This window comes from Mesorhizobium sp. L-8-3 (assembly GCF_016756615.1).
Taxonomy (GTDB): domain Bacteria; phylum Pseudomonadota; class Alphaproteobacteria; order Rhizobiales; family Rhizobiaceae.
This window is the reverse complement of sequence record NZ_AP023262.1, coordinates 1954697-1968365: the sequence shown is the minus strand read 5'-3', so window position 1 is coordinate 1968365 and position 13669 is coordinate 1954697. Positions and strand designations below refer to the sequence as shown.

Here is a 13669-nt window from a genome sequence, read left to right as displayed (position 1 = left end):
CGGGGCTCACCTATGTTGATGCTTATGCCGATGCCCGACGACTTCAGGCCGCCAGCGCATTTCACGCCCTTCCAGGGCCTGCTTTTCCGTCTGCTCTGTATCGTGTCCTTCATCGTCGTCATGACGCTGTTTGCCTTCTTCGTCCTTCCCTTGGTTGAGCAGTATGTTTCGATCCCGCTCTCCAATTGGGTCGGAAGCTTCTTCGACTAGCGAACCGGCACTCGCTTCCGCATATCCTCGACCATCGGCACGAACGGTTGAGAGAGGCCGCGAAGCGTCGCGCCACCAGATCCGGAAGGCCTGACCGGCACAGGCATCCGGGTTGCGGCGGAGGCCTTCGCTTGCCTGGCGCCGGCGCCCACTGCCTTAAGCGCCCCCGTGGTGAGCGCCCCGAGCCCCAGCGAGGAAAGCGGGTCCAGCCCGCCATAGGCCCCAGCTCCACCGGACAGCATGCCGGCCACTGCCGAGCCCCAGCGCTGAAGCTGGGGGATAAGCCGGTTGGCCGTGTTGCTGTTGTTGAGACCACCTTTCGGCAGTGACAACATCCGCATCACGTTGGCAAAGCTTCCCATGGCGCTGCGCTCGTCGGCCGAAAAGACGACCTGCGCCAGCCCCTTGCCGTCGCCCTTCAAGAGCCCGTCCAGATTCTTCGCTATCTTGGCGGGGCTCATGGCATCATCACCAGCCCGCACCGCCCGGAGCCAAAGGGCTTGCCGCACGCCAGCCCATTCCGCGCTATCGGCGCCGAGGTGGCGTTTCAACTCGTTTGCCGTAGCAAAGGACATATTTTTCGGGGAAACGACCGAAGAGCCGAACAGGTATTGTCCGATCTCTGCCGGCGACATGTCCTTTTCGATGATATTTCGAACGCGGGCCTGCGCCTCGTATTGCGGATTGATCCGGCCGCCCCTCTTGGCTTTCGGCTCGATCAGGCCCTTGTAATGCGACCAGTTCGCCCGAGCCGTTTTCAGCTGGCCGAGCACGTCGTCTGAAGCGCTGACTAGGCCGCGTTCGAACACCTCGTCTGTCCAATCATCGATAGCGCCCTTGATGGCCCCGAGTGCCGGCGCGTCCGGGCCGATCGGCGGGAAGTTCTTGCCGAGCGAGGCGCGAAGGTTTTCGACCCAGCGCAATTGCGCCTGTACGCTTTTCACATCACCGCCAACCTGGGGCATGCGGCTGATGTAGTCGTCTACGAACTGAAGCGCCCTCGCCGCCCCGGCGTGATACATCGGGTCAATGATGATGTTGTCCGCGTCAAGACTTGAGCGAATGAAATTCGGGAGAGCCGCGACAGCCTGCCCGGAAACCAGCACGTTGGGGTTATCGACCGAAGCCGCATAGGCATCCTGGCCGGCAGCCTTCAGCCGGTCGCGCGTGCCCCTCAAGCCGCTCTGTACCGAATCCCATGCAGTAGCCGCGTCTGGGACCGGCCGGTTACTGCCGGCAAGCCTGCCCTGCATCGCCCCGAGCGCATCATCTACAGCCTGCGTCTGGCCTTCCTTAAAGCTCTGCATGGCGCCTGTGGCGCCGAGCTGGTCCTCGATATTGGCCTGCTTGATCGATCGGGTAGCTTGTGCCCTGGTAAGCGGTATGCCGAATTGCCCTGCCTCCGCCACATTGGCGGCAGGGTTGATGCCACGGGCCACATCATCGGCCCCGCTAAACAGCGAGCGCCAGCCTGCGCCGAGGCCCATCACAAGGCCCTCGCCGCCTGCCCCGAACGCCGCCCCTAAGGGCGCATTATATGCCGCCTGCTGCAGTCGATCTTTGACGCCCTCGCCCGAGCCGAAGCCGTACAAGCCCGCTGCAATGCCGCCGTCTGCAGCGCCGCCCAATAGGCGAGGCAGCCAGCCCTTGCCGGCCTGTGCGGCATTGGCGGCCAGGGAGAGCCCGCCGCGCACGGCTGCCACACCACCAGAGACGCCGCCGGTAACCTTGCCCGCAAGATTCGTCTTGGGAAATTCCGCTGCCTCTGCCTCGCTCTGGCCCCGGATCTCATCGAGCAATTCGGAATAGCCCTTACCGTGCCCACCGGGGAGCATGCCGCCGAGCGAACCGACTGCCGCCGCCGCCTCGTCAGCAAGGCCGAATGTGACCAGATCCGCAAAGCCTTGGGCGCCCGTCCGTGCCTGCCTGATGCCGGCAGAGTCCTGCGGTGTATCGGGCAGCATTGAGAAGCCGGGAGGCGGAGGCGGGATTGTCTGCCCTGCCTTAGCGCCACCGGCCGCCTGTGCGGCGGTCGCCGGCCCTTGCATCTGGGCCTGCTCCTCGTCGAGCAGTCGGAAGCCGGGAGGCAGCGGGGGAATGTTGCTCATTGCACCGGCACCCACTGCGTTCCGTCAAATTCAAGGATAGTCGTGCCGTTCGTGGCTCGCGGCCGAGAAGCGCCAGGCTGCGGATTGCGGACGCGCTCCGGGCCGTTCGGCGTACTGTTCGGTGGCAGCGACGGGAAAAGCGGATTCTGCTCCGCCCATTGCGACAGGTAGTCGTCGAAGCCGGGATCAATCCGGCCACCGTTCTTCGCGGCATACTCACGCGCCAGTTTCGCGATGTGCTGCTTTCGCTGTGCAAGCTTCCGCTGGATCTGGATAAGCTGCCGGTTGCCTTCCGGCGTATTGCCGAGGTTGGGCACCTGATCGATGACGAAATCACGGTCGGCGTTCGAAAAGCCCGTGCCGAGCGAACCGCCCATAGCGTCCAAAGCCGTTTGCTTGGACATGGCGTTGAACGCTTCCATGCTGTCGACGCCATCAGGGTCAAACCCGAGTGCCCGCGCGAATTGTTTGACGCGCCTCACCTGCTCGGCAGCCGTACCGGAATAGAACCCTTCCTTGCTCATCACTTGCTCCATGACGGTCAAGGAATTCAGGGCTCGTTGTGCCGTCTGCGCCTCTTTCTGGAAATCCGTGAAGCGCTCGCCGTAGCTCTTGCCGAGCGTCTTGTCGTACTCGTTTTCAAGCGTCGGTAGCTTGATCTCCGATCGGCCGGCTGCTGCAATGTCCTTCGCCTGGGCCAATTCTGCCGGCGTCTTCAGGTTGGTTTTCGTGCCCCCGACAGGCTGGATGCTGCCGGGGTTGTTCATGTCTACGAGAACCTTCTGTTCGTTCCCGTTGTCGTCATAGATGGTTTGGAACTGCCAATCGGGGGCGCCACTGTTGACGCGATTGCCGATGTAGCTCCGCAACATGCTTGGGTCGCTGGCAACGACCGTCGCTGTGCCCTGGTCGAGGCCCTGATGCATCAGCCAAGTAATTGTCTTGTTCCTGGCGTCAGCTCGTCCGCCTCCGAACAGATTCCCGAGAAGGCTGCCAAGGCCGCCGCCTTGGGCGGCTTCGCCCTGGAGAGTGTCCCCACCATTTCCCCCAAGGGCGATGTCGGAGCCGGCGCCGCCGGCATAGACCGCAGCACGCTGAGCCATTGCCTTGCGTCGAGGGGAGAAATCACCATTCTGTCGCGCCCGTAACTGTGTCGCCTGGGCCGGCGTGTCGTCACTGCTGCCAAGGCCGCGCTGCCATGCAAGGTAGGGGTCGCCGTATGCGGTTCGCATGGGGCTGGCCCGCGGCGCCGCGTTGTTGACGGCGGCCGTCTGCATCGGGTCCTGCTGGGGTGCAGCCTCACGCATGCCTGCCCACTGGTCGGGGCGCGAAGTCGGCAACGGGGGATTGGTTGGCATGAATGGCGCACCGCCGCCCGGGGTCACCTTTGGCAGTGTGAGCGATTCCATAAGGCGGTTAGACGGGGTGCCGGCTTGGCCTCGAAACAGTTCATTGCCTGGGGACAGGAGATCAGCGCCTGGGCCACCGGCAAGGTTGTCAGAGCCGGCGCCGCCGAAAAGCATATCACCGATCGAGCCAAGCCCGCCCACGGGCATCGGATGCCCCGCAGCCGCCAGGCGGTTAAGAGCGGTGGCGTCTTCTTCTCCCGTGAGGCTCGCGAGAAACCGCTGCAGCAAATTAGCCATTGGCAGGAGCCTCTTTTGTTTCGAGGGCATTCAGGCGTGAGTTGATATCCTGCAGGGCCGCGATGATGTCGGCTATCACCTCAGACGTAGACGCCTGCATCGATTGGTAAACGGGCTCGCCCGAGCTATCGACCGCATCCTTCTCGCCCGTGACGGAAGCCGGATAGACTTCGGCAAACTCATGCGCCACGAATCCCGCAGCCCATTCTCCCGTGCTCCACTGAAAACGGCGGGGCAGGATGAGAGACAGGCGGTCCCAATAGCCTGTCAGAGCCTCACGCATCGGCTTAAGGCGGTAGTCCGAGGATGTATTATAGGTCGTCGTCGTTGAAGTGACCGAGACCGACCCAACCTGCGTTCCAGATCGACGGTACGAAACCAGCGTTGCATCTGCATTGACGTTGCAGAACAGGGCCGCACCGGACGCATTCGAAATGCGGATGGAATCGCCAGTTACGCCGCCGCCTGTACTGGTGTTCGAGACGCCAGGATTGATTGCTGAGCTTTGGAGCAGAAAGACCTGATCCGAGCTGTCATTGCCCAGGACCATGCTACCGTTGAACGTCTGTGTTGTTCCGGCTGCCCACGTACAAGAACTGTCGAGAAGAGGCACGACAGTGCCAGACGTGCCGGTGTTTTGGGTGGCGGCGGTTCCCAGACCGAGATTGGTACGGGCTCCTGAAGCCGTACTTGCCCCCGTCCCCCCGTCCGCAACGGCAATGTCCGTTCCTTCCCACACGCCGGTTGTGACGGTGCCTAGCGTCGTGATGGAGGCTTGCCCGGCATAGGTTCCGGCAATGGCAATCGTTGGGTTGCCGCCCGAGCCGGTCGGATTTGTCACCGTGATCTGATTGGAAGTTCCGTCGATCGTGCGCAGAGCATAGGTGTCTGTTGCTATCCTTGCCGCGAACCCGGTTCCGGTGAGCGCTTCAAAGGCCGCCAGATCATTGGCGAGGGCAAATGTCGGGTTTCCAGCTACCCCGGCGGGATTGGCGATTGTCAGGCCGGCGGCGGGCGCTGACAGGCTTCGAACAGCCCAGGTGTCTGTTGCCGTCCTCGCCGCAAAACCTGTGCTGGAAAGCCCCTCCAAGCCAGACAGATCATTCGCAAGCGCAAACGTCGGATCGCCTGCCGTGCCTGCCGGGTTTGTGATGGTGAGGCCGGTGGCGGGGGCCTGCAAAGTACGCTTGGTGAAGGCATCGGCGCCAATCTGAACAACAATGCCGGCAGTCGAGTTGAGCGCTGCCAATGCGGTAAGTGTTGCGTCCTCGGCCTGCAAGCCCAACTTCAAGGCCGGTGCATGAACCGGCCTCCCAGTTTGAAAACACACGACGCGAGCATTCGAAGCATCGGAGAACCCGGCAATTGCCGGGATGCTGCCCAAGGTGTTGGTCGCATCCGAGGCCATTATTCGCTATCTCTCTCGCTAGGGTGGTGGATCCAGTCCTCGATGGCAGGAATGTTGAATCCGCGCCCGGATTCGACCAGGCCGAGCCGCTCCGACAAAGCTGCAAGCTGCTGGCGCAAATCCTGATTGTCCCTGATGAGCAAGGGTACGTATTTGGAATAGTCCACTCCCCAAGGGGCAAAGGTTGCATCGCCCGGCGCGTCGCCCTCCGAGCCAGTGGAGACGGCATCGGGGAAAACTTGCCGCGCCTCCTGCGCCTTTACGCCGTAGCCAGATCCGCCTGCCTTCCAATCGAAGCGATAGACGTTGATTGCGCCGATCAGCGCACCCGCGTCGAAGTCGCGGAAGTTCGCCTTAAGGCGTCCGTCCGAGGTAGTGTTGAAGGTTGTCGCCGAACTGGTGACGGAGACCGAGCCGACCTGTGTTCCCGAACGGCGGAAAGACACCAGCGTTGTGTCAGTATTGACGTTAGCGAATATGGCGGTGCCCGAGGCATTGGAGATGCGGAAACTGTCAGACAGGAACGCTCCGCCAACGTCTGTATTGGAAACGCCGGGATTGTTGCTCGTGTTCTGGCCGATGCGGATCGCGTCGCTGCTGTCATTACCGAGGGTGACATCCCCGTTGAAGTTCTGCGTCGTGCCGGCCGACCAGGTGTTGGAGGCGTTGAGCAAGGGCAGCGCCGCCCCAGACGTGCCGGTGTCGCGGGTCGAGGCTGTGCCGAGCGAGGTGTTGTAGATGTGCCAGCCGCCGGCACTGGAATTGAGCGCCGCGTCGTAAATGGCGGTGTAGAGCCCGCCCTCCTGAATATCGCCCGCACCAAGCGCGGATTCCCCGCCTGTGATGGCGAACTTCCGCGCCACCTTCGCGCCGATGGAATTGACATTGATCGTGATGCCGGTCGTGTTGTCGGCAGCCGCCTTGAAGGTGACGATCAGGCCCGTCGCATAAGCCGTGAAGGCGGAATTGGCCGTGATGGTGATGGCGTTGGCACTGCCGCCCGTGGTCGTCACGCCGCCGAGGTCGTCTCGCCATTCTGCGACGCGGCCCATAACCTGCCTTCCGGCGTTGTTGAGCGTTGAGGGTGGTTGGCCCTCGGCATATGTCAGGCCGGAATCTGAACTGCCGTTGTCCCCTGGCGTCTTTGACCAACTATACAGGCTCGACATTTCGGCCCCCTATTTTACGCATCGAGGCCAGCGCCGCCGCCTCATCGATCACCGCGAACCCGAAGCCGCTTGGCAATGGCTCGATGCCGGCGATAGCGCCGGCTCGTGCGTCGGCGACAATTGCGCCAACAGGCCGACACTCGCTTTTGTGGCGAAGCCAGAGGCCCATGAGCGTCAGTGTCGCGGGGATGGTGGCGACTTCAACCATGGGCTTAGGCCGCCACCTGACGAGCCGCCTCTGTGGCGGACCTGCGCAGAAATTCGGAAAGGCTGAGCCCCCGACTCCTAGCCGCTGCCGTCAAAAGACGGCGCTCATCGCCTGAAACTCGGGTCGCCACTAGCTCCGCCATGGCCTCCTGAAATCGCATCGCGAATGGTCTCCGATTTGCGAAGCAGTATAGCCAGTTGTGAGAAAATGTCTAACAAAATCAATATGTTGTAGCATCCTGTATCATTGTGCTTCATGCTGGTTCGCGCTGTATCTGGCCTGGTGCTGGCAATCGCTTGCGAAGCGCCGACTGCCTCTCAGCAAACCAATGGCGATGACGTACTGAAGAGCCACTCTCCAGGAGGTCAATCGGGCATACCCGCTGTAACAGAAAGAATGATTTGACGGAGAGACGCGGTTTGGGATTAGAATTGGTTTAGGCTTAGTGGGGGGTGTGATGTTGCGGGTTGTTCTGGCTGCTCTTGGACTAGCTATGCTAGCTTCCTCGTCTCAAGCGGCAGAGATTCACCGATATCAGGTTGGTAACTGGACAGTCGGTGTATACACCGACGATGCGAGTAACCGTTTCTCAAGCTGTATTGCGTCCGCAGCCTATAATAGCGGAATCACGCTCGTCGTATTGGTGTCGCGGGACTACCAGTGGGATCTGGGCTTTTCTGCCTCGAATTGGAAACTCCGACCGGGCGAACGACTGTCGCTTCGGTATCGATTTGATAGATCCGGTTGGACGGGCGCCACGGCTGAAATTGCTACTGAAACATTCGTTCGCATGCCGATGCCATCAAACGGGCCTGTTGCGCAGCTTTTCCGCCGCAGTCGGACCATGGAAGTCCATGACGGCTACCAGTCCTATTTTTTCAATCTCGACGGCACGGCGCGGCTCCTCACGAGTCTGGTTGATTGCGTCCAGGCATCTTTGAATTCCGACCAGGTGGCCTCGGGCCCACCTTCCAGCCCGGCGGCTACCACGACCCCTGGCGTAGCCGCCGCTCAAGGAGGAGATTTGGCATCTCTCAGGTTGGAAGGCACTCGCGTGCTGTCGAACTTCCTCCTTGCTGCAGAGCTTCCCGGTGCGGAACTCCTCGCCGAGTCTGACTTTCCGAAAGATCTGGCCTTCGCTCATGCTGTAGCTGTAGTTGGGAGCACAATTGGGTTTTCATTCGTCGTGACGACAGCAGATGTGTCTCCTGACGCGTTGTCGGCTCAGATCGCTGCCGCATTGTCCGAAACCTGCAAAGGCAAATTCGGAACCGGATCGACCAAAGAAACAGTCGAGAACGCAAAGCTGATCAACGCATTCACGGCTTGCCAGAATCAAGGTGCTCAGTCGCTGCTGCAGTACGTTGTCGTGTCGCGCAAACAGGGCGGCCAATATGTTATCGGGGTACTCTCCGAGACAGCAGAAGCGACCGCAGGCCAGTCAAGCACCGCGTCTCCGCCGCCTGTCAATTCCGATCGCCTCATGAAGGCTGCCTTCCAGGTTAGCCGGTAGGGCCGATCGGTAGAGACCAATTGGTCATACGGTCCCGCGCCGCTGTTGATCCGCTCGCGAGCTTAGAACGGGGGCCTTCGGAGTGCCTGTTCCCGACTTCCGGTTTTGCGATGGTCGCGCGGGCGTCACCAATGGCAGTTCAGGCCGTTCAGCGCCAAGCGGCAACCAAAAGGCTTCGCGCGGGCGCGGTCAAAAGAATGGGCCGCTGTCCAATACTAGCAGCTCACGAAGTAGGCCATTAGATGCAATAGCAATCGCGGCCACGATCAGTGCCCATTTGAGCACCAAGATGAGTCCCCAGAACACCGCTATGATGCTAGCGCTGACATCATAAAGCAGGCCGTTCACTCGACTGTGCTCGTATTCGTGTTTGCGCTGATAGCGCCAAAACTCAAATTCGCCCATAGTTGAAGTCTATCATGCTGCCCGCCGACCGGGAACATTGTCGAGCTTAGTGCCGTGCGCTTTTCAGCCACATCCGCGCTTCTCTGCGCAAGGAGATCAACCTTCCATCGTTGGCCATGGGCGCCTGATGCCGCTCCCGCCACATGCGCCGCGCAATCGCTGGCACGGCCGACAGGATTTTTGCTGTCGGCCGGTTTGCCGCCCATTCAAACAAGTCGAGCTGCGCCGGATCACCTTTCCGACTTCTCATGATGCAAGCCTCCGCTGTTCTTCAATCATGGCCGGGGTCAATTGCCCCGCGAGGAACTTTCTCCGGAAGAAACCGACGACTGCCGGCGAAAGGCCCTCGTCGAGTAGAACCGATAGCATCGTTTCGAGCCGTTCCACTGTGTCAGGCACAGCAAACGGTTCATGAGGGTGTTCGCTAGCCTCGACTTCGACGCTTGGGGACGTTCTCCCTTCAGAGCCATACCTTGAGGGGTAGTGAGGGGTATTGCCGGTAATATTTGCGGGGACGTCACAGTCACTAGGTGAGTGTGACAAGGCTATTTCTGTCCCTGCAAAATTTGCGGTGACAGCTTTGCGAAGTGCTCGTCTGGACGCCTGCCTTTCCTTCACAGCCTCCCGGTAGTGGTCGGTTGTTTCCTGCACGTGCATTCGCATCTCCGCCAGCCGAGGATTCTGGATCTCAAAGAGCCTGGAGGTGCCTTGCAGCCCCTTGCTGACGAGATATTTGCGGTCCATCAGTCTCGTGCGGCTAAGATTGATTTGCCGCTCAGACAGGCCCGTCAAAGCTCTGGCATGGGAGGCAGACAGCCACGCCAGCCGCTTCGGCCACTGAAGCTTGCCCAGATACGCTACTATCACTGCAAGGTCGGCCGGCTTCATCTGTGGATCGGCGTTTACTGTCTCGATCAGATCAAGCTTGAAGGAACCCTTGGCGGAGGCGTTTGCCTCGTCGGCTATGTGGTCCAGTCGATCGGCCGATTTGTCGTATTTCCCGCTCATCAGCCACCCTCCTGCAATTCGCGTTGCAGGGCGGCAATGAGTGCCTTGAGGGCCTGTTCGGTCGAAAGGTAGATAAACGTATCCTCGTCGTAGCCATCCCCTTCGGCGCGGATGACGACATGGCCGCGGGGGTTCCTGTACACGGCAATGCTGGGCTGGCGTTCCACTATGACGGCCTCGTCGGTGAACCAGTCGAACGTTTCGGGATGGCGCTGGCGCTGTTCGGTCGGCGGCATCGGGATTGCGATGGAGAGCCCCAGCAATTCGCCCTGTGCCGCATCGGAGGGGAGCCCCGGCCTTTCGGCCGGAGCAGTGTCATTGGTTGGTGTCGGCGAAGTCATGACGATGCGCCCTTGGAAGAAGGACGACGTTTCTTCGTGACTGTCCTTGTCCATTTCGCGAGCCAACGAGCGGCGGCGTCGTGCTCGCGATGCTCGATTTCATCCCGGATGGACAGCGACCGCTGCTTGCCGAGCTGAGCCCGGCGCCAGTCGAGTTTCGCGCTCATCTGGTCAGGCCCTCTTGCTCAAGGATGGTCACATCCGAATGCAAGACGTACCGCGCATGCGTGCCGCTGAATTGGCCGCCGTGGTCCTCGTGGATAGTCTCGATGATTATCCCGAAGTCGTGGCGCAGATCGTGGACGTAGGCGCTCCACCGGGGCGCCGGCCGGTCGATCGGCGTACATCCACGTTTGCCGGCGTCGATCAGGCTTTGGAGACACCACGCCTCCCGGCCATAGATCGTCATCGGCATGCCGTCAGGCTCGACGCGGGCCTTGACCCACACCTTGGCTTTGGATTTCCGGCTCATGACAACACCGCCAGACCCGCCAGATGGCAGACTACACGTGCTGTCTCAATCCTCAGCCGGAACCGAGCGGCGACCTTGCGGGCGGCATACTCGGGAGCGTTGATTTCCGTTGCGAGCGGGGCGGGGGTGAGGTAGGAAGAAGCCGCTACAGCATTCTTGACTACCACGGCTCCAGCGCTTCCGCCGCTGGGGCCGTATTCGTTATGATGGTCCATTCCGCACCGCCTTACGCCGCTGCCGACGTGGACTTGCGGCGATTGGCGTCAAGCCAGGCGTCGAGGTCTCGGGTGTCATAGATCACTGCCCTGCCGCATTTCGCGTAGACAGGTCCAACGCCTGTGAGCCTCATCTTTTCAAGAGTAGAGACGGAGAGGCCGACATACGCTGCCGCACCATCGGTGCGGAGCCTCTGGCGGCTCGCGGGGAGATTTTGCATGGTATCTTCCTTCTGCTGGTCCCGCGATAGAAACAGACACAACGCGAATGTGCGGGATAGCCAAGGATGAGCGAGGTGCCCTAGTGCGGTCCAATTCCGCCGGGCGCTTCGTGGCGGACGACGGCGGACAGATGGCGGATGCCGGCGGAGGGCTGGCGGAGGGCTGGCGGAACGTTTCTATGCACCCCGAGCCGCCTTGCGTGGCCATGTGTGCGGTCGCTGGAGCCATACATTGTCCCGCACATATGGAATCGAAACACCAGGAAACTGTTCTCTAATTTCCTTCTCAAACTGATCTTGCGTCGGCCGCCCACGCTCCCCTGATTCTACCGCATCAAACAGGTTGGTTGCCCACAATATGAGATCTTTGAGTGGGTAGGTCTGTTTTGGCGACCGATCGGGTTTTGGATGGCGTTCCCGTACGTACTGCTCCAAGCCCTCGCGGCCCACAAATATGTATTGGAAGCTATCGCCACCTACAGCATTACCGAACGGTGACGACGGATTCATCTGGCACCAGAAAAACCGTTCTTCCACGCGTTCTGTGTTCCAGAGGTCTGGGGAGAGGGGACGACCGAATGAGCCGCCGGCTTTCGGACGGAGAACAGATTGGAGCTGTCCAGTCCGCAAGCCGTTGGTTACTTCCGCCTTCGTGTTCATGAAGCGCATCCGCGCTTCTGCGTGCTCAGCGTCCAAACGGTTAGCAATTTCCAAGCCCGCGTCCCATTCCTCTGAAGTGAATGCCAGTTCAGGAGGACCGTACTGGCCCCATTGCGTTGGCGGCCTTCCCAAATCATGGCGATATTGGATGATGAGGCCGTGGACGATCTGCCTTTGCCATGGTCTCGCGGAACCGAGGGGCAGCGGAAGCTGCACACCCGCAAAAGTCCAGTGCAAGTCATACGGGTCCGGTGTGAGTGGTTCATTGCCTGTCCACTCATCGGGAAACAGTGCAGCCCCAACGATGTGAACCGAACGTGCCAGGAACACGCAGTGAGTGGTATCCACTGGCCACTTAGCTTGTTCCGCCCAGAACCGGATTCGTTCTTTCATTTTTCGCAGCACCTTTGCGATGCACCTTGTGGGCCGCAGGGAAACCGGGAGGTGCGCCCCGGCTTGTCGGATGGCCGTCCTATCCCTGCGGATTCGTACTGCTTAGGCGCCCCTCCGCTTCATCGGGACGACCTTTGCGGGTTTCTTGCCAGACAGGGCGGCAGCGATTGGCTTAACCGCACGGGCTGCCGCACGAGCTGCCGGATCTTGTTGCACGTGGGCGTAAATCTGCGTCGAACGCATTTCGCTATGGCCGAGTATTGCGCCGGTCATGACGAGTGTTTCGCCGATGGACACTGCCGCCGATCCAAGGGTGTGCCGCAGCGTGTGAGGGGTAACCCCTGACAGCTTCGCCAGCGCGACAGCCTTCGGCCAAACTCGTTTCGTGCCCTGAAAATGGGCCTCGCCACTGGTCGCCGGGAATACATACGGGGAGCCGGCCTCCTTGCCGATCGAAGACAGGAGCGCCAAGGCCGGCGCGGCGAGAGGTCGAATGCTCGCCCCGGTCTTCGTCTCTGCGAGCCTGAGACAAGAATGCTCAAAATCCACCTCAGACCACTTCAGGGCGGCTATTTCGTCACGCCGACAGCCGGTCAATGCCCATAGCCGCGTGATGTCGAGCGCCTTCGGGTTCACGCCTTCGGACTGCAGAACCTCAAGTGCCTTGCCGAGCCTTTCGACTTCATCAAGGCTCAAATAGCGGGTGCGGCGATTGTCGGTTTTCCGAATGGCGGCAGTCTCGCAGGGGTTTGTCGTCACAATCTTCAGACTGCGTATTGCCCATGTGAACATCGCCGACACGTCGCGGGCCACCTTGCGGGCCGCGCCGTCACCACCCCGCACAATAATCCGTCGCCGTTTCCCCTGCTTCTCGTCCTTGGCAGTCTTGCCCGCGGTGATATCGCGCACCATCCGTTCAATGTCGCTGGCGGTGACTTCGGTAACGCGCCGATTGCCCAGGAGGGGCACAACATGGTTGCGGAGCCGGGCGACGGTATAGGCTTTCGTCTTGGGCTTCATGGGCTCGCCTTGGCGCTTGCCACGGAGAACGTAACAGCCCTCTTTCTCGTAGAGATCGACAAGCGCCGAGACCTTCATTTCGCGTCGCTTCTCGCCACGGTCTTTTGCCGGGTCTTCCCCCTTCGCCGCGGCCGAAAGGATATCACGTGCCTTGCGGCGGGCCTCATCAGGTGAAAGGGCGGTCGTGGCTCCTAGAGCCATACGCCGCTTAGCTACTTCCCGGCCGCCGGGATAGGGGCGGTACTCAACCTGCCACGTCATTGCGCCGGTCGGCGCCACGCGAACCGCAAACCCCTTCAGCTCCGTGTCGTAGACAAGGAACGCCTTGGCGGCCGGCTTCAAGCCGTCGATCGCTCTCTTGGTCAGTTTGTCTGTCGCCACGTCGCCACCATGTCGCCACGGAATCGGAAATCACCGGCAACACAGTAACCTGTCATGCGGCCAAAATCCAAGGAAATCAGCAAGTCGGTACAACGCGCGGAAACACCGAGAAATCTAGGTGCCAACCTTGCCAAGGTTGGGGTCGAGGGTTCGAATCCCTTCGCCCGCTCCAGTTTCCTCAAGGAAATCAGCAATTCAGCAGGCGCCTTCCGGGGCGCTTTCTGCTTGTGCGCACGCAGGCGGTGCGGGTTCAGGCATCGTGCAAACATCGACACCGCATCGCCGGATCTG

15 protein-coding genes are annotated in these 13669 nt (G+C 60.8%); 2 read left to right on the top strand and 13 right to left on the bottom strand.

All coding sequences use genetic code 11. From position 1 onward, the window contains the following. Positions 1-12: 12 nt before the first annotated feature. Entirely contained in the window at positions 13-210 is a 198-nt protein-coding gene (locus JN302_RS09260) for a hypothetical protein (protein ID WP_202332676.1), read from the top strand. Here JN302_RS09260 and JN302_RS09255 read toward each other — a convergent pair. From JN302_RS09255 to JN302_RS39910, 6 genes are read right to left on the bottom strand one after another with little or no spacing between them, the layout of a single operon-like run. Continuing rightward, the gene (locus tag JN302_RS09255) at positions 207-2318 is read right to left on the bottom strand and encodes a hypothetical protein (RefSeq protein WP_202332675.1); all 2112 of its coding nucleotides are present in this window, start codon (positions 2316-2318) and stop codon (positions 207-209) included. The genes JN302_RS09260 and JN302_RS09255 overlap by 4 nt on opposite strands. Continuing rightward, positions 2315-3964, bottom strand: coding sequence for a hypothetical protein (locus JN302_RS09250; RefSeq protein ID WP_202332674.1), 1650 nt, complete (start codon positions 3962-3964; stop codon positions 2315-2317). Before JN302_RS09250 ends, JN302_RS09255 begins: the two co-directional genes overlap by 4 nt. Then, positions 3957-5372 carry a hypothetical protein gene (locus tag JN302_RS09245; RefSeq protein ID WP_202332673.1) on the bottom strand — a complete coding sequence of 472 codons (1416 nt, stop codon included), beginning with the start codon at positions 5370-5372 and terminating at the stop codon, positions 3957-3959. Before JN302_RS09245 ends, JN302_RS09250 begins: the two co-directional genes overlap by 8 nt. Beyond that, positions 5372-6541 carry a tail fiber domain-containing protein gene (locus tag JN302_RS09240; protein WP_202332672.1) on the bottom strand — a complete coding sequence of 390 codons (1170 nt, stop codon included), beginning with the start codon at positions 6539-6541 and terminating at the stop codon, positions 5372-5374. Before JN302_RS09240 ends, JN302_RS09245 begins: the two co-directional genes overlap by 1 nt. Beyond that, positions 6525-6749 carry a hypothetical protein gene (locus tag JN302_RS09235; RefSeq protein WP_202332671.1) on the bottom strand — a complete coding sequence of 75 codons (225 nt, stop codon included), beginning with the start codon at positions 6747-6749 and terminating at the stop codon, positions 6525-6527. Before JN302_RS09235 ends, JN302_RS09240 begins: the two co-directional genes overlap by 17 nt. Before the next feature lie 4 nt (positions 6750-6753). Then, positions 6754-6891, bottom strand: coding sequence for a plasmid mobilization protein (locus tag JN302_RS39910; protein ID WP_446720744.1), 138 nt, complete (start codon positions 6889-6891; stop codon positions 6754-6756). 315 nt (positions 6892-7206) lie between these two features. On the opposite strand from JN302_RS39910, the gene JN302_RS09225 reads away from it, so the two are divergent. After that, positions 7207-8262 (top strand): hypothetical protein, encoded by a 1056-nt coding sequence (locus JN302_RS09225; protein WP_202332669.1) that lies wholly within the window; start codon positions 7207-7209, stop codon positions 8260-8262. Between the two features lie 189 nt (positions 8263-8451). Here the strand turns inward: JN302_RS09225 and JN302_RS09220 are convergent, their stop codons facing one another. From JN302_RS09220 to JN302_RS09190, 7 genes are all read right to left on the bottom strand, one after another. Further along, positions 8452-8667, bottom strand: coding sequence for a hypothetical protein (locus JN302_RS09220; RefSeq protein WP_202332668.1), 216 nt, complete (start codon positions 8665-8667; stop codon positions 8452-8454). Between the two features lie 246 nt (positions 8668-8913). Beyond that, positions 8914-9675 carry a hypothetical protein gene (locus JN302_RS09215; RefSeq protein ID WP_202332667.1) on the bottom strand — a complete coding sequence of 254 codons (762 nt, stop codon included), beginning with the start codon at positions 9673-9675 and terminating at the stop codon, positions 8914-8916. After that, positions 9675-10070, bottom strand: a complete 396-nt coding sequence (locus tag JN302_RS09210) for a hypothetical protein (protein WP_202332666.1) — start codon at positions 10068-10070, stop codon at positions 9675-9677. The genes JN302_RS09215 and JN302_RS09210 overlap by 1 nt, the downstream gene beginning before the upstream one ends. Before the next feature lie 109 nt (positions 10071-10179). Beyond that, a complete protein-coding gene (locus JN302_RS09205; RefSeq protein WP_244846626.1) occupies positions 10180-10431 on the bottom strand; it encodes a winged helix domain-containing protein in 252 nt (83 codons plus the stop codon). Between the two features lie 283 nt (positions 10432-10714). Then, on the bottom strand, positions 10715-10924 hold the full coding sequence (locus JN302_RS09200) for a helix-turn-helix transcriptional regulator (protein WP_202332664.1): 210 nt from the start codon (positions 10922-10924) through the stop codon (positions 10715-10717). A gap of 177 nt (positions 10925-11101) precedes the next feature. After that, positions 11102-11977, bottom strand: coding sequence for a hypothetical protein (locus JN302_RS09195; RefSeq protein WP_202332663.1), 876 nt, complete (start codon positions 11975-11977; stop codon positions 11102-11104). Positions 11978-12079: 102 nt separating this feature from the next. Further along, complete coding sequence (locus JN302_RS09190) at positions 12080-13378, bottom strand: tyrosine-type recombinase/integrase (RefSeq protein WP_202332662.1); 1299 nt, start codon at positions 13376-13378, stop codon at positions 12080-12082. Positions 13379-13669: the final 291 nt, after the last annotated feature.